We start from the raw sequence: 15,681 nt of genomic DNA, 5'->3' as shown, positions 1-15,681 counted from the left end.
TCTCCTAGGGCAGGCGGGGGTCGACGACGGCCTTGATCTCACCGAGCCTGGACATCGACTCGACGCAGGCGGTGGCCTGAGCCAGGCCGACGGGCTCGCTGAACAGCTCGTCCCACGGCATGCGGGCGGCGAAGGTCTGGAAGAACTCGATCGAGCGGTGGTAGTCGGCGATGTCGCCGTTGAGCGAGCCGACGACGGTCAGCTCCTTGCCCATGACCGCGCCGAGCGGCACGGGCGCGAGCTCGAAGCCGGTGGAGCCGACGATCACCACGGTGCCGCGCTGGGCGGCCACCGCGACCGCCTCCTCGGCCACGGTGGGCGCACCGGCCAGGTCGAACACGTAGTCCGCGCCGCGCTCCCCGGCCAGCTCCCTGATCCGGGCGACGCGCTCGTCCTTGCCGAGGTCGGTCGAGACGGTCGCGTCGGCGCCGAAGCGCCGGGCGGCGGCCAGCCGGTCGTCCGGGCCGCCCACGGTGATGACGGTGCCCGCGCCGGCGATCCTGGCGACGGCCGTGGCGAAGATGCCTAGCGCGCCCGCGCCCTGCACCACCACGGTGGAACCGGTCCTGATGCCGCCGGCCCGGTCCACGGCGCGCAGCACGGTCTTGGCCGCGCAGCCCGACATCGAGGCCCAGGTGTCCTTGACGTCGGCGGGCAGCAGCAGCTTGGCCGCGCCCGGGGTCACGTAGCAGTACTCGACCAGGCCGCCCGTGGCGTACGGGGGGCGGTCGGCGCGCTGCGTGAAGCCGTAGCCGCGGTCGGCGCAGGCGACCGGCTGGCGCAGCACGGCGCAGCCGTAGCAGTGGCCGCAGGTGGACTCCGACCAGCCGATGCGGTCGCCCGGGGCGATCGGGCGGCCGAGGGCGTCGGTGGTGCCCGGCCCGGCCTCGACGACCTCGCCGACCATCTCGTGGCCGAGGATCATCGGCAGCATCCCGGGGAACGTCATCTGGCCGGCCCACAGGTGCACGTCGGTGCCGCACAGGGTGGTGCACGTGATGCGCACCAGGGCGGCGCCGGGCTCGACGGCGTCGGGCAGCGGGACGTCCTGAAGGCTGAGGGGCTTGCCGTGCTCGGTGAGGACGGCGGCGGCGGTTCTCGTAGGCATGGTCACCTTCGTGGCTTTCGACCGTTAAGTGTGGTTAATCTACACTCGTTGACAAACAATTACAGCCCCTCAGGAGGAACCCGGTGTCAGCGGACGAGTACGCGGACCTCGTGGCGGTCGGCGGCAACGTGCTCACCTTCGACGCCCGCGACGGGCGGGCGAGCGGCCTGGCTGCGCGCGCCGGCCGCCTGGTGGCGGTCGGGACGGACGAGGAGGCCCTGGCGCACGCCGGGCCCGGCACCCGGGTGCTCTCCCTGGCCGGCCGGACGGTCCTGCCCGGCATCAACGACTCGCACCTGCACGCCGCCTGGCTGGGAGCGGTCTGGCCGGACACGCTGATCAGCGAGAACGGCCTGTCCGCCCACCGGGGCCGGCTGCTGGCCGACGAGGAGTCCAGGCGGGCCGCCATCCTGCGCGCCGGGCGGATCTGCGCCTCGCTCGGCATCACCAGCTACACCGAGCCCGGCCTCGGCCCCGGCGAGGACGACGGCGAGACCGGCTGCTTCTCGCAGGCCGTCCTGGACACCTACGCGACGCTGGCGAAGGAGGGCGAGCTGCGGGCACGGGTGACCGCGTTGCGGCTGTTCGGCACCCTCGACGGCCCCAGCACCCTGGAGGACGTCGCCGCCGGCCTGGACGCGCCCCTCCCCCGCACCGACCCCGCCTGGCTCAACGTGACCGGGCTCAAGATCTTCGCCGACGGCATCCCGCCCATGGGCTCGGCCTGGACCTGCCACCGCTACACCTCGGGCGGCCACGGATCGCTGCTGGTGGCGGGGGCGGACGACGCCGCGCGGGAGCACAACCTGCGCGCCATGATCCGGCTGGCGCACCGCGCGGGCCTCCAGGTCGGCGTGCACGCCACCGGCGACCGGTCCATCGACGCGTTCGTGGACACGGTGGCCGAACTGGTGGCCGAGCTGGCGGGCGAGCGCGGGGCCGCGAGGCGGCACTACGTCATCCACGGCGACCTGGTGAACCCCGCCCAGATCGCCCGCATGGCCGGGCTCGGCATGGGCCTCACCACGCAGCCGGTGATCGCGGCGGCCACCGCCGGCTGGGTGGCCGGCGCGCTCGGCCCGGAGGTCGCCGGGACGGCCTGGCCGCTGCAGGAGCTGCTGGCCGCCGGGATGACGTTCACCCTGAGCAGCGACGGGCCGGTGACCACGCCCGACTGGCGGGCGCAGGTGGCGGCGGCGTGCGGGCTGCTGGGCGAGCGGGCGCCGCGCCCCCGGCTGATGACCCGCCTGCTGCGCTGCTACACCACGGCGCCCGCCGTCCAGGACGGCGCGGAGGCGTGGAAGGGGTCGCTGGAGTGGGGCAAGGCCGCCGACTTCTGCGTGCTGGACCGCGACCCCCTGGAGGTCGCGCCGGGAGACCTGCCGCAGGTCGCGGTCGACGCCACCGTGACCGCGGGCCGGATCGTCCACCTGCGCGAAGGGGTGTCCCTGGACTGAGACGGGTGTCCGTGGACTGAGCGGCGGGGCCGGGTGGCGGCCCGGCCCCGCCGGTGGAGGGGTCAGGCCAGGAGCTGGCCGCCGTCCACCTGGAGGCTGACGCCGGTGATGTGGCGGGCGCCGTCGGAGGCCAGGAAGAGCACGGCGGGGACGATGTCGGCCACCTGGGCGATCGAGCCCAGCGGGATCCGGGCCTCCCACGCCTTCCTGGCCGCGTCGTCGGTGGCGAACATGGCCGTCATCGGGGTGAGCACCGGCCCGGGGGCGACGCCGTTCACGCGGATGCCGTGGGGGGCCAGCTCGATGCCGGCCGAGCGGGTCAGGGCGTCGATGGCGGCCTTGGTGGCCTCGTAGTGGCCGAGGCCGGGCGTGGGCTGGCGGGCGCCGATGGAGGAGATGTTGACCATGCAGCCGCGGACGCCCCGCTGCACCATGTGCGCCCCGACGGCCCGGGTCATCAGGAACGTGCCGCGGAAGTTGACCCGGGCGCAGGCGTCGAAGACGTCCACGTCGAGCCCGATGAGCGGGCCGCCGCCCGCGGTGTGCCCGGCGTTGTTCACCAGCACGCCGATGTCGCCGTGCTCGGCGGCGACGGCCGCGACGGCGGACCCGACGGAGGCGGCGTCCCCGACGTCCACCTGGACGTGGTGGGCGCCGAGCTCGGCGGCGACCGCCCTGGCCCGCGCCTCGTCGAGGTCGGCGATGACGACCCGATCGCCCGCCGCGGCGAAGGCTTCGGCGACGCCGCGGCCGATGCCGCTCGCGCCGCCGGTGACGAGGACGGTCCTGGGAACGACAGGTTCGCTCATGTGGGGGTTCCTGTTCGGTGCGGGCCTTCGCAGACGGGGCTGCGCGGGCGTCCTGGGTTTATTATTATACAAGCGTAGACAAAAAAGGCTTCATCCGGCAGGGAGTGGATCGACGTGAGCGACACACAGCGGGTTCCGGCACGGCGCCTCGGACCGGGCGGCACGACGACGTCCCTGTTCGGGCTGGGCTCCTGGAACACCTGGGACCGCATGGAGTTCGGCGACGCGGTGGCCCTGATCAGGGCGGCGCTCGACGCCGGGGTGACCCTCTTCGACGTCGCCCACTACAACATGGGCCCGCACGCCGAGCAGGCCCGTACGGACCTCATCTTCGGCCGGGCGGTGCGCGAGGCCGGCGCGAGCCGGGACGACTGGCAGCTCTGCGGCAAGCTGTGGCTGTGGGAGTATCCGCGCACGGGCTTCCGCGAGCAGCTCGACGTCAGCTTCGACCGCGTCGGCGTCGAGAGCGCCGAGACCGTCGTGGTCGGCGACTACATGCAGCGGCCCGACATCCGGCGGATCGTGACCGACGTCGCCGAGCAGATCGCGGCCGGCCGCTTCACGAGCTGGGGCGTCAACAACTGGATCGCCGAGGACGTCGACCTCGCGCTGAGCTTCGCCGCCGAGGAGGGCCTGACGCCGCCGAGCTTCGCCCAGCTCAAGTACAGCATCGCCCGGCGTTCGATGGCCGAGGGCGGCTTCTACGGCCGGCACTTCGCCTCCGGGGCGCTGGCGCTGCAGGCCAGCGACGTCTTCGAGGGCGGCATCCTGGTGGGCAGGAAGTTCCCCGAACGGAAGATCGGCGCGGACCCGGGCGGCATCCGGGAGGCCGTCAGGCAGGCCGCGGACGCCGTCGCCCGGGTCGCGGACGAGTTCGGCGCGACCCCCGCCCAGGTCGCGATCGTGTTCTGCCTGGAGCATCCGGCGGTGGCCAACGTGCTGTTCGGGGTGAGCCGGATGGCCCAGCTGGAGGACAACCTGGGCGCGTTGCGGCTGTGGAGTGAGCACGGCCCGCAGGTGCGCGCGGCCCTGGCCGACCTGTGGCTGGACCGCGACGTGCGCGCCGACGGCGTCTGGGCCCCCTGACCCGCGACGTGCCGGGCCGGGAGCCTCTGACGCGGGCGCGGGGACGCCCGGCGGCGATCGCCGGGGTCCCCGCGCGGGCCCGCCGTCACTGAGCCGTCACTGTGCCGTCACTGTGCCGTCACCGTGCCGGACGGCGGGTGCGCAGCTTCTGCAGCTCGCTCATCGACCGGGCGCGCGCGTCCACCACGTTGCGCATGCTCGACCCGATGAGGTTCAGCAGCAGCACGCAGAACATGATCGCCGCACCCGGCAGCACGATCAGCCACGGCGCCTGCGTCAGGTACGACCGCCCCTCGGCGATCATGTTTCCCCACGTCGGCGTGGGCGGCGCGATGCCCAGCCCGAGGAAGCTCATCGCGCCGTCCACCAGCATCGCCGAGGCCGACAGGATCACGACCTGCACCAGCGCCAGCGGCAGCACGTTGGGCAGCACGTGCACGAACAGGATCTTCGCCGGCCGCATGCCGGACACCCGCGCCGCCCCGATGTACTGCCGCGCCGCCACGCCGAGCACCCGGCTGCGGATCACCCGGGCCGTGAACGGCGTGAAGATGACCGTCAGCGCGATCAGCTCGGTCCAGATGCTGGCGCCGAGCCCGATGGCCAGCGCCATGGCCAGGATGATCGCCGGGAACGACATCCAGGCGTCCATGATCCGCATGACGATCGCGTCCACGGTCCGGTAGAAGCCGCTGACCAGGCCGATCACCATGCCGGTGAACGCCGCGCAGAGCGTGATGAGCGCCGAGAGGCCGAGCGAGGCCCGGCCGCCGGAGACCAGGCGGCTCAGCACGTCCCGGCCGTAGGAATCGGTGCCGAGCAGGTGGCCGGCCGAGGGCGGCAGCAGCCGGTGCACCGGGTCGGTCGCGTTCGCCTCCGGCAGGAACGCCGGCAGCAGCACGACGGCCAGCACGACGAGGACGAGCAGCGCGGTGGCGGTGATCAGCACCCGGTTGCGGCGCCAGGCGCGGGAGGCCGCGGAGGGCCGCCCGGCCGTCCCGACGCGCCCGGCGACGGCCTCGGAAGTCACGAAACACGCACCTTGGGGTCGAGGAGGGCGTAGGACAGGTCGACGACCAGGTTGACGACCACGAACATCAGCGCGACGAACAGCGTCACGCCCTGGACGAGCGGGAAGTCCCGGGTCGAGACCGCGCCCATGAGCAACGAGCCCAGCCCGGGGATGACGAAGATCGACTCGATGATCACGATGCCGCCGACCATCATCGCGAAGTTGCTGCCGAGCTGGGTGATCAGCGGCATGAGCGCGTTCGGCAGCACGTGCCTGAGCATGACCTGCCGCTCCGACAGGCCCTTGACCCGCGCGGTGCGCAGGTACGTCTGCGGCAGCTCGCCGAGCACGCTCTCCCGCAGGGTCAGCGTGAACAGCGCCGACTGCCCGATGACCAGGCACACCACCGGCAGCACCAGCATCGGCACCCCGGCGACCGGATCGGCGAAGAGGTCGGCGTACCCGCTGGAGGGGAACCAGCGCAGCGACACCGCGAACACCAGCACCAGGATCAGCGCGATCCAGAAGTCGGGGATCGCCATGCCGAGCGAGGAGAGCAGGTTGAGCGCGCGCGCCACGGGGTTGCGCGGCGAGACCGCGTTCCACGAGGTGACCAGCACCGCGACGACGAAGCTGAGGACGGTGCTGATCACCGCCAGGGTCAGCGTCGGGACGAAGTGCTCGGCCACCACCCCTGCCACCGGCGCGTGGTAGGTGATCGACGAGCCGAAGTCGCCGCCCGCCACGTTGCCGAGCCAGCTCAGGTACTGCTCCCACAGCGAGCCCGTCAGGCCCATGCTCTGCCGGAGCGCCTCGACGTCCTGCGGCCTGGCCGTCGGGCCGAGGATGGCGATGGCCGGGTCGCCCGGGATCAGGCGGATGACGAAGAACATCATCGTGCCCACGATCAGCAGGATGACGACCAGGTCACGCAGCCGCCGGAGCAGGAGTCCCGCCATGTTCCCCCCTCACTTCCGCAGCCAGGAGTTCCAGAACACGCGGTAGAACGTGTCGTACCCCTTGAGCTTGGGCGAGTAGGCGGCGTACAGCTTCGACTGGCTGATCGTGATGACCGGGAGCTGCTGCCACACGAACGCCTGGAGCTGGTCCATGAGCGTCCTGGCGGTCTCGGGGGAGGTCGCGGCGTTGTAGTCCTCGATCAGCTTGGCCAGCTCGGGCGAGCCGGAGCCGTTGAACGCCCCGAGGGTCAGCGCGGGCATCTGCGAGGGCGAGGTGAGCGCGGCGTTGAAGAACAGGGTGGTGACGTCCCAGCCGCCGGGGTCCTTGGTGATCGTGCCGAGCATCGTCGGGAAGTCGTAGGTGTCGATCTTCGTCTTGATGCCGATCTTGGAGAGCTGGTCCTGCAGCAGCACCGCCCACTGGCTGAACTGCGGATAGCTGCTGGAGGTCAGGATCCGCACGGTGTCACCGGCGTTGACGCCGGCCTGCGCGAACAGTTCCTTGGCCCGGTTCGGGTCGTGCTGCCGGTAGACGTCGTCGCCGGCGGTGGAGTACAGGCCCTTGTTGTCCTGCGAGACCAGCGCGCCCACCTCGACGGTGAGGTCGGGGCCGCCGCCGGTGGCGGCGTTCAGCGCGGGCTTGTCCATCAGCAGGTTGAGCGCCTGCCGGGCGCGCACGTCGGAGAACTTGGAGCCCTTGTTGAAGTTGGGGATCAGCACGTTCTGGTTGGCCCCGGCCAGGTTCGACACGACCACGGCGGGGTTGTTCTTCAGCGGGGTGTACTGGTCGTCGCCCGGCATGGCGTGCGCCCACTGGCCGGTCTGCAGGCCGTTGACCACTGCGTCCTGGTCGGCGACGACCTTGTAGGTGACCGTGTCGAGGTAGGCGTGCTTGGCGCCGGCCTGGCCGCCCCAGTCCTCCTCGGCGCGCGACTTGTAGCCGTCGTAACGCTCCAGCACGACCTGCTGCCCGATGTCCCAGCTCTTCAGCTTGTACGGCCCGGTGCCGACCGCGCCCTCCTTGGCGAAACCGGTGGCCGGCACGTCCTTGAGGTTCCTGGCCTCGTAGATCTCCGCGCCGGGGCTGGCCAGCTCGTCGATCAGCGGGTAACGCGGCTTCTTCAGCTCCAGCGTGATCGTGCGGTCGCCGGCAGCCTTGAGGCTCTTGACGTCGGCGGCCACCTGCTGGCCGGTGACGTGGCTCTTCAGCCAGCGCTCCAGGCTGGCGACCACGTCGGCGGCGGTGAGCGGGGCGCCGTCCTGGAACGTGACACCGGCGCGCAGCTCGAAGGTGTAGGTGAGCCGGTCGTCGCTGCGCTTGTAGGTGTCGACCAGCATCGGCCTGGCCGCGAAGGTCTTGTCGACCTCGAAGAGCTTCTCGTACAGCATGTTGCCGATGTGGGCGGTGACCTGGCCGGGGTTGGCGACCATGTCCAGCGACTGCGGGTCGGTCGGCACCGCGACCACGAGGTCGCCGCCGCGTACGGGGGTGCCGGCGTCGGCGGAGGAGGACGAGGAGGACGACGTCGCGCCGCCCGCGCAGCCGGAGAGCAGCAGGGCACTCGCCGCGGCGGCGGAGACGAGCCCGGCCCTCAGGCTCTTGAGCACGTTCATGGTGGGTTCTCGCTCTTGCTCTAAAAGGGGGGACAGAAGGAGAAGGTCGGCCCGGGGCTATCCCACGTATGCCGACAAGTCGGGGTTCGCGGCCAGGAGCCGGCGCGTGTACTCGTGGGTGGAGGAGGAGGCGATGGTTTCCGGGGCGCCGACCTCGACGAGGTCGCCCTTGTACATCACGCCGACGCGGTCGGCCACCGACAGCACCAGGCTGAGGTTGTGCGTGATGAACAGGAAGCTGATGCCGTGCGAGCGGCGCAGCTGCAGAAGGAGGTTCATGACCTGGCCCTGGACGGAGACGTCGAGGGCGGAGGTGGGCTCGTCGGCGACGATGAGCTTCGGCTCGGCGGCGACCGCGCGCGCGATGGACACGCGCTGGCGCATGCCGCCGGACAGTTGCGAGGGCAGCTTGCGGGCGCAGTCGGCGGGCAGGCCGACCTCGTCGATCAGCTCGGCCACCCGCCGGTCGAGGTCCGCGCCGCGCAGCCGGGTCAGCTCGCGCAGCGGCTCGGCGATGATGCGGGCCACGGTGTGCCGGGGGTCGAGCGAGCTCTGCGGGTCCTGGAAGATCAGCTGGGTGGCGCGGCGGAAGGCGCGCTCGTCGCCGCGCAGCCCCGCGTCGGTGATGCGGTGCTCGCCGAAGGAGATGCTGCCCGAGGTCGGCCGTTCCAGGGCGCTGACCATGCGGCCGAGCGTCGTCTTGCCCGAGCCGGACTCGCCGACCAGGCCGAAGAACTCGCCGGGCGCGATCTCCAGCGAGACGCCGCCGACCGCGCGCACGCTCGCCCGGCGGCCGGTCCGGTAGACCTTGGTGACGTCCTCGACGACCAGGGGCGGAGTGCCGGTCGCCGGCGCCGGCTCGTCGCCGAGCGCCGGCGTCTCGGTCACGCTCCCGCCGACGGGCACGCCGTCGGCCTCGGTGGCGGCCCGCAGCCTGGTCTCCGAGATCGTCGGGAATCCGGTACGGCGGCTGACGCCGAGCTGTGGCACGCATTCCAGCAGCGCCTTGGTGTACGGATGCGTAGGCTTGCGGAGGATGTCCATCTTGTCGCCGACCTCCACCAGCCTGCCCCGGTACATGACGGCGATCCGGTCGGCGATCTCGGCGGCGACGCCCATGTCATGGGTGATGAACACGCAGGCGGTCCGATGCTCACGCTGCACGCGACGGAACAGCGCCAGGATCTCGGCCTGCGTGGTCACGTCGAGGGCGGTGGTCGGCTCGTCGGCGATGAGGACGTCGGGGTCGGACATCAGTGCCATGGCGATCATCACGCGCTGCTGCATGCCGCCGGACATCTGGTGCGGATAGAGCGCCATGATCCGGTCGGTGTCGGCCAGTCCGACCTCGGTGAGCAGGCTCCTGGCCTTGGCCTCGGCCTCGCGGCGCAGCCGGCTCCCCCGGCGCAGCGCCTGCCGGGGCAGCGCGCCCTCGGGCCGGTAGCCCTCGATGAGCTGCGCGCCGACGCGCTGGGCGGGGTTGAGCGAGTCCAGGGCCTCCTGGAAGATCATGCCGATCCGGGCGCCCCGGTAGGCGCGCATGCCCTCGGCGCTCAGCCGCGTGACGTCCACGCCGCCGACCTCGATCGTGCCCTCGGTGTATGCCGGGGCCACGAACTCCAGCAGGCGGATGATCGACAGCGCCGTCACGGTCTTGCCGCTGCCCGACTCCCCCACCACGCAGAGCGTCTGCCCGGAGGCGACGTCGAGGGTGAGCCGGTGGACGATTTCCTGGGGCTCGGCGTCCTCCCGGGTGACGCCGATGGTCAGATCCGTCAGATTGAGCAGCGACATGCGCGAGAGCTCCATTCCAGGCACCGGTCCCGTGCTCGAAGTGGGGCACGCAAACCCACACTGAGCTGCCGAAAAGCCATGTTCGAGCCAGATAGTTCTACAAAGGTTGACAGAGGGGTCCCCTACTGTCAACGGTTATTCCACGTTCGTAGACAGAGGGTCTATGGTGAACGTCTACATTCGTAGACAATACAGAAAGGGCAGGGTCTTGACCATGTCCACGCCTTCCCCCACGCCGGATCCGATCGTCGCCATCGCCACCGGTTACATGGGCGCCAAGCAGCTCTTCGCGGCCAGCCGCATCGGGCTGTTCGAGGCGCTCGCGGACGGCGAGCGCAGCGCCGGGGAGATCGCGACGGCCACTGGCGTCACCCCCCGCATGGCCCGCATCCTGGCCGACAGCATGGCCGGGCTCGGCCTGCTGACCAGGACCGACGGCCGGTACGCCCTCGGCGCCGACGCGGCCGGCTACCTGGCCGGGCGAAAGTCGTCCGACCTCGACCTCGGGCCGTTCCTCACGTTCCTCAACCAGATCAGCTACGGCCACTGGCTGCAGTTCGACACGACCGTGGACACCACCGAGCCGGGCGTCCTGGACACCTCCGGCGACCGGTGGGGCACGTTCATGGCCGGGGTCATGACGTACAACAGCCTGCACGCCAGGATGCTGGGCGGCGCGTTCGACTTCGCCGGCTTCCGCAGCCTGCTGGACCTGGGCGGCCTGTCCAGCGCCTTCGCCTTCGAGGCCCTGCGCGCCAACCCGGAGCTGCGGGCCTCCTTCGTGTACGACCCGACCTTCGCCGACTCCATCACCCAGCAGGTGGCCGAGGCCGGGTTCGCCGACCGGGCCGAGGTGACCGGCGTCCCGACCGACACGGCCACGCCCGCCGGCCCGTACGACCTGGTCATGGTCAACCACGTCATCCACCGCTTCGGCGTCGAGCAGAACCGGGCCATCCTGCGCAACGCCCGCGCGGCGGCGGCGCCGGGGGCGCGGCTGCTGCTGCTCGACTTCTTCCTCGACGACGACGCCGAGCAGCGGGCCATCGACGCGCTGCACGCCGGGGAGTACCTGGTGATCGACGGGACCGTCGTCTACGAGGAGTCGCAGGTGCGCGCCTGGCTCGACGAGGCCGCCTGGAAGCCGGTGGACAAGCTGGCCCTGCCGGGCAGCCCGCGCGTCATCGTGGCCGAAGCGGTCTGAGCACGACGCGGCCCGCGCCGCCCAGGTGGCGGCGCGGGCCGGAACGCGCAGGTCAGGACCGGAACACGCGGATCAGGGCCGGAACACGCGGATCAGGGCCGGGAGATGCGGTCGAAGAACGACTCCAGGTGCCGCTTCTGCAGCTCGACCGTGGAGAACTGCGGGCCGACCAGGCTCATCACGTTGGCCCCGGCGTTGAGCAGCACGAGCTCGTCCACGAGCTGCTCGTCGGGGATCGAGGTGTGGATGTCGCCGTCGGCGCGGCCCTCCTCGATCAGCCGGTGCAGCATGCCGCGCCAGGCCCGCAGGTGCTCCAGGTACTTGTCGTACAACTTGGGGTTGGTCAGCGAGGTCTGCCAGAAGATCAGCAGCACCCGGCCGGCCGTGATGCGCTCCTCGTCGATCGGCATCGCGGCCTCGCACATCTCGCGCAGCGCGCCCAGCCCGCGGCGGCCGTCGAGCTTGACGTAGCTGGTCACGATGGCCAGGGCGCGCTCGTACGTCGCCTCGATGATGTCTTCCTTGCCGGGGAAGTAGTGCTTGAGCGCGCCGTTGGCGAAGCCCGCCGCGTTCGCGATCTCGCGCATGGTGGCCGCCTCGATGCCCCCCTTCGTGATCAGGTCCCACGTGACGTCGATGATGTCGCTGCGACGCTGGTCGTGGTCGATGATCTTGGGCATGCGGGCACCCCTCCGTACGGCGTTTCGTCTACCAGTGTAGGACAAAATGCCGGGAGGGTATGACCCGATCGTTAGCCGTGGGTGACCCGGACGTCATAGAGGGCGCCGGCGGTGTTCGTCTTGTGCGCGCAGGCCAGCCGTTCGATCTCGGCGGGGTCGGCTCCCCCGGCGATGAGGTCGAGCAGGTGCTCGTGCTCCTCGACCGAACGGCGGGCCCGGCCCGGCAGGTAGCCGAACACCGAGCGCCGCATGTGGTCCAGCCTGGTCCATTCGGCCTCCAGCAGGAAGTTCAGGTGCTCGTCGTCGCAGTGCTCGTAGACCGAGAAGTGGAAGGCGCGGTTGAGCGCGGTGAACGCGGTGGGGTCGAAGGAGTCGAGCGCCTGGAACAGCCGGGCGTTGATCTCGCGGGAGCGCGCCACGTCCGCCGGGCCCATGCGCGGGGCCGCGACGGCGGTCGCGTACCCCTCCAGCCGGGCCAGCACCTCCAGCGTGTGCCGCACCTGCGCCGCGTCGAAGACCGCGACGCGGGCGCCGACGTTGCGCACGACCTCCACCAGCCCGTCGGACTGCAGGCGGCGCAGCGCCTCGCGCAGGGGGATCGTGCTGACGCCGATCTCCCGCGCGAGGCGGTCCATGACGAGCTGGTAGCCAGGGCCGTAGGTGCCGTCCAGGATGCGCGAACGCAGGATCTCGTAGCTGAGCTCCGCCTTCGACGCGACTCCGCCGGTGCTGGTCACGTGCCGGACGCCGGATCAGCCACCGGGCCGGACGCCGGGCCGAGCGCCTCGCCGAGCGCGGCGCGGAACGCGGGCCCGGCCAGCGCGCCGCGGTGGTCGCCGGGGACGGTGACCAGCCGGGCGCCGGGCACCAGCGCGACGACGTTCTCGATGCCGGAGGTCATCATGTCCTCCGCGCCCGCCACGAACACCGGCGGCGTGCGCCCGGCCCAGCCCTTGGGCTCGAACGGCGTGCCGCGCAGGCCCTCGACCAGCCGCACCAGCCCGGCGGCCCGTTCGGGGTCGCCGCCGGAGGCGCCCGCGATCATCGCCGCGATCATGCCGGTCATCGGGTCGCCCGGCTCGCCGCCCGCGACGGCCGAGCGCAGCGCCGCCACGTCCAGCGCGGCGAACGGCTCGAACGGGCTGAGCCCGCCCAGCACGACCGCGCGCACCCGATCGGGGGCCAGCTCCGGCAGTTCCCAGGCGAGCCGGGCGCCGAGCGAGTACCCCACCACGTCGAGCGGCCCGTCGCCGGCCAGCGCGAGCAGCGCGGCCGCGATCTCGGGCGCGCCCGCCGGCCCGTCCGGCACCGGGCTCTTCCCGTGACCGGGCAGGTCGGGCACGACGACCACGCGCCCGGCCGCGGCCAGCTCCGCCGCGATCCCGGTCTCCACCCAGTCCTGCCGCCCGCTGGAGGCGAACCCGTGCAGCAGCAGCACGGGCGGCGCCCCGGCGGGCCGGTCGGGCGTGAACGTCTGTACGGCCGTCATGTGCGCCGGCTCCTTCATCTCGTGTGGTGGGCGGGTACGGGGAAGTCGACGACCACCTGGCCGGTGCCGCTGCTGCCGAAGTACGGGCACAGCTGCTCGCCGCGCCCGGTGTACTCGCGCCAGCCCAGCAGCCCGAACAGCATGGCGGTGTCGGCCATCGCCCCCTCGCCGGTGCACCGCTCGTTGTAGTCGGGCAGCATGTCCAGGAACTCCGGGATGCGCCCTTCGTCCCACATCTCCAGCACCGCGTGGTCGACCTTGCGGTTCAGCTCGCTGCTCACGTCGTCGAGCAGCGACTCGGCGATCTCGTTGGGCGGGAAGGCGTGCGAGAGCGACCCGCTGGCCAGGAAGGCCACCTTCCTGTCGCTGCGAAGCACGGCCCGCAGCAGCGCCTCGCCGATCCGCCGGTTCTCCTCGACGGTCGAGTAGATGTTGCAGCCGATGGGCAGGACCCGGATGTCGGAGTCCTGGTTCATGAAGTACATCGGCACGAGTGTGGCGTACTCCAGGCCCAGGTCCTGGTAGGTGTGCACGCGGGCCTTCTGGCCGCCCGCGACGATCTCCTCGCGGATCAGCTCGGCCAGCTCGGGATCGCCCGCGTAGTCGTAGGCGAGGTCGTGGATGAAGTGCGGCAACTCATGGCTGACGTACGTGGCCTGGTGGCGCGGCTTGCCGTTGAGGTGGAAGCCGATGCTGTTCATCCAATGGGTGTCGGCGATCAGGAACGTGTCCGCGCCGCGCTCGCGGGCCCGCCTGCCGACCTCGGCGAGGGCGAGTTCCGCGGGACGGCGGATGCTGAAGTGTTTGCCGGGCTGGATCGACAGCCAGATCGACGGCACATGCGTGATCTTGGCGGCCAGCACGATCTCACCCATCACGCCACTCCCGGCCTGCTTGGGCGGTCTGAACCATCATCCGCACTCTCCTCTCCACTGATGACGTGATGAGCATCATGTAGGCATCTGCGGGGGTATGTCGATATTGTTCCACATGCCATAACATAAATGATGTCGTATATGATTTGGAAGGAGACGAGGTGGGACACCCTCTCGGACTGTCACCAGGGAAGATCGTCGCGGTCCATCTGAACTACCGCAGCCGGGCCGCCGAGCGCGGTCGCGTCCCTGCCGTCCCCTCCTACTTCCTCAAGCCGCCGACGTCCCTGTCCTGGTCCGGACGGCCCGTGGTGCGTCCCGAGGGGTGCGAGCTGCTGGCGTTCGAGGGCGAGATCGGCATCCTCATCGGCAGCCGGGCCCATCGCGTCCCCCCCGGACGCGCGCTGGAGCACGTGGCCGGGTACGTGGCGGCCAACGACTTCGGCGTCTACGACTTCAAGCACGCCGACCTCGGCTCCAACCTGCGGGCCAAGGGCCAGGACGGGTTCACGCCGGTCGGCTCGGAACTGCTCACCGGCGCCGATCCCGGACGGTTGTGGCTGCGCACCTACGTCAACGGCGAGCTCGCCCAGGAGGCGTGCACCGACGAGCTGCTGTTCGGCTTCGACCTGCTCGTCGCCGACCTGTCCCGGTACATGACGCTGGAGCCCGGCGACCTGATCCTGGCCGGCACCCCGGCGGGCTCGACCGTCGTCCGGCCCGGCGACGTGGTGGAGGTCGAGCTGGAGGGCACGGCCCGGCTGCGCAACGAGGTCGTCGCCGGCCAGGATCCCCCCGCGGCGTACGGCGTCCAGCCCCAGGTCACCGAGGCGACCAGGGCCGCCGCGTACGGCGCCGCCCAACCCGTCCCCGCCCCTGACCCCGGCCCGCTGACCCCGGAGGTCGTCGCCGCGCTGCGCTCGGTCTCCACCGCGACGCTCTCCTCCCAGCTCCGCGCGCGCGGCATCGACCACCACTTCATCGAGGGCGTCCGCCCCGCCCGTCCCGACCTGCGCATGGTCGGCGTCGCGCGCACCCTGCGCTACCTGCCGCTGCGCGAGGACGTCTTCGCCGAGCGCGGCGGCGGCATGAACGCCCAGAAGCGCACCGTCGAGGAGCTCCAGCCGGGCGAGGTGCTGGTCATCTCCGCCCGCGGCGAGCACGGCGCGGGCACGCTGGGCGACATCCTGGCCATGCGCGCCCTGCGCCGCGGCGCGGCCGGCGTCGTCACCGACGGCGGGCTGCGCGACAGCCCCTCCTTCGCCTCGCTCGACCTGCCCTCCTACTACGGCGCCGCGCACGCCGCCGTGCTCGGCCGCCGCCACGTCCCGATGGACTCGCAGGTGCCGGTGGACTGCGGCGGCGTGCTGGTGTGCCCCGGCGACGTGCTGGTGGGCGACGCCGAAGGGGTCGTCGTCATCCCGCCCGCGCTGGTCGCCGAGGTCGCCGGGGACGCCGCCCGGCAGGAGGACGAGGAGCGTTTCATCCTCGATCGCGTCTCCGAGGGAGCCTCGATCGACGGCCTCTACCCGCTGAAGGGCGCCTGGCGCGAGGCGTACGAGCAGCAGCGCTGACCCCCCAAGAAGGAGAATCC

Annotated in this window: 14 protein-coding genes; 4 read left to right on the top strand and 10 right to left on the bottom strand. The window is 71.7% G+C overall.

Features of this window, described 5'->3' with window-relative positions; all coding sequences use genetic code 11:
• Window positions 1–4: 4 nt before the first annotated feature.
• Window positions 5–1,108: a zinc-binding dehydrogenase gene (locus AB0C33_RS26490; RefSeq protein WP_358292420.1), complete on the bottom strand. Its 1,104-nt coding sequence runs from the start codon at window positions 1,106–1,108 to the stop codon at window positions 5–7.
• 83 nt (window positions 1,109–1,191) lie between these two features.
• Here AB0C33_RS26490 and AB0C33_RS26485 point away from each other — a divergent pair, with 83 nt between their 5' ends.
• Complete coding sequence (locus AB0C33_RS26485; RefSeq protein WP_358292417.1) at window positions 1,192–2,565, top strand: amidohydrolase family protein; 1,374 nt, start codon at window positions 1,192–1,194, stop codon at window positions 2,563–2,565.
• Between the two features lie 62 nt (window positions 2,566–2,627).
• On the opposite strand, the gene AB0C33_RS26480 is transcribed toward AB0C33_RS26485, so the two are convergent.
• Window positions 2,628–3,374: an SDR family NAD(P)-dependent oxidoreductase gene (locus tag AB0C33_RS26480; RefSeq protein WP_358292414.1), complete on the bottom strand. Its 747-nt coding sequence runs from the start codon at window positions 3,372–3,374 to the stop codon at window positions 2,628–2,630.
• A 114-nt stretch (window positions 3,375–3,488) separates the two neighbouring features.
• Between AB0C33_RS26480 and AB0C33_RS26475 the strand changes: the two genes are divergently transcribed.
• Entirely contained in the window at window positions 3,489–4,460 is a 972-nt protein-coding gene (locus AB0C33_RS26475) for an aldo/keto reductase (RefSeq protein ID WP_358292411.1), read from the top strand.
• Between the two features lie 118 nt (window positions 4,461–4,578).
• Here AB0C33_RS26475 and AB0C33_RS26470 read toward each other — a convergent pair whose 3' ends face one another.
• The 4 genes from AB0C33_RS26470 to AB0C33_RS26455 are packed head-to-tail and all read right to left on the bottom strand — an operon-like array spanning window position 4,579 to window position 9,839.
• The gene (locus AB0C33_RS26470; protein ID WP_358292408.1) at window positions 4,579–5,490 is read right to left on the bottom strand and encodes an ABC transporter permease; all 912 of its coding nucleotides are present in this window, start codon (window positions 5,488–5,490) and stop codon (window positions 4,579–4,581) included.
• A complete protein-coding gene (locus AB0C33_RS26465) occupies window positions 5,487–6,431 on the bottom strand; it encodes an ABC transporter permease (RefSeq protein WP_358292405.1) in 945 nt (314 codons plus the stop codon). The genes AB0C33_RS26470 and AB0C33_RS26465 overlap by 4 nt, the downstream gene beginning before the upstream one ends.
• A 9-nt stretch (window positions 6,432–6,440) precedes the next feature.
• Entirely contained in the window at window positions 6,441–8,045 is a 1,605-nt protein-coding gene (locus AB0C33_RS26460; protein WP_358292403.1) for an ABC transporter substrate-binding protein, read from the bottom strand.
• A 57-nt stretch (window positions 8,046–8,102) separates the two neighbouring features.
• A complete protein-coding gene (locus tag AB0C33_RS26455; RefSeq protein ID WP_358292401.1) occupies window positions 8,103–9,839 on the bottom strand; it encodes an ABC transporter ATP-binding protein in 1,737 nt (578 codons plus the stop codon).
• A 214-nt stretch (window positions 9,840–10,053) separates the two neighbouring features.
• On the opposite strand from AB0C33_RS26455, the gene AB0C33_RS26450 reads away from it, so the two are divergent.
• Window positions 10,054–11,043 (top strand): methyltransferase, encoded by a 990-nt coding sequence (locus AB0C33_RS26450; RefSeq protein WP_358292398.1) that lies wholly within the window; start codon window positions 10,054–10,056, stop codon window positions 11,041–11,043.
• A gap of 92 nt (window positions 11,044–11,135) precedes the next feature.
• On the opposite strand, the gene AB0C33_RS26445 is transcribed toward AB0C33_RS26450, so the two are convergent.
• From AB0C33_RS26445 to hpaD, 4 genes are all read right to left on the bottom strand, one after another.
• Window positions 11,136–11,723 carry a TetR/AcrR family transcriptional regulator gene (locus tag AB0C33_RS26445; protein WP_352352627.1) on the bottom strand — a complete coding sequence of 196 codons (588 nt, stop codon included), beginning with the start codon at window positions 11,721–11,723 and terminating at the stop codon, window positions 11,136–11,138.
• Between the two features lie 71 nt (window positions 11,724–11,794).
• On the bottom strand, window positions 11,795–12,460 hold the full coding sequence (locus tag AB0C33_RS26440) for a GntR family transcriptional regulator (protein WP_358292395.1): 666 nt from the start codon (window positions 12,458–12,460) through the stop codon (window positions 11,795–11,797).
• On the bottom strand, window positions 12,457–13,212 hold the full coding sequence (locus AB0C33_RS26435) for an alpha/beta fold hydrolase (RefSeq protein WP_358292392.1): 756 nt from the start codon (window positions 13,210–13,212) through the stop codon (window positions 12,457–12,459). Before AB0C33_RS26435 ends, AB0C33_RS26440 begins: the two co-directional genes overlap by 4 nt.
• A gap of 14 nt (window positions 13,213–13,226) precedes the next feature.
• On the bottom strand, window positions 13,227–14,087 hold the full coding sequence (gene hpaD, locus AB0C33_RS26430) for a 3,4-dihydroxyphenylacetate 2,3-dioxygenase (protein ID WP_358292389.1): 861 nt from the start codon (window positions 14,085–14,087) through the stop codon (window positions 13,227–13,229).
• Window positions 14,088–14,248: 161 nt separating this feature from the next.
• Here hpaD and AB0C33_RS26425 point away from each other — a divergent pair, with 161 nt between their 5' ends.
• On the top strand, window positions 14,249–15,661 hold the full coding sequence (locus AB0C33_RS26425; RefSeq protein WP_358292387.1) for a fumarylacetoacetate hydrolase family protein: 1,413 nt from the start codon (window positions 14,249–14,251) through the stop codon (window positions 15,659–15,661).
• The last annotated feature ends 20 nt before the right edge of the window (window positions 15,662–15,681 follow it).

Origin of the sequence: Nonomuraea sp. NPDC048881 (assembly GCF_040649795.1) — a bacterium.
Lineage (GTDB): Bacteria > Actinomycetota > Actinomycetes > Streptosporangiales > Streptosporangiaceae > Nonomuraea.
This window is presented reverse-complemented; position numbering and strand designations above follow the sequence as displayed.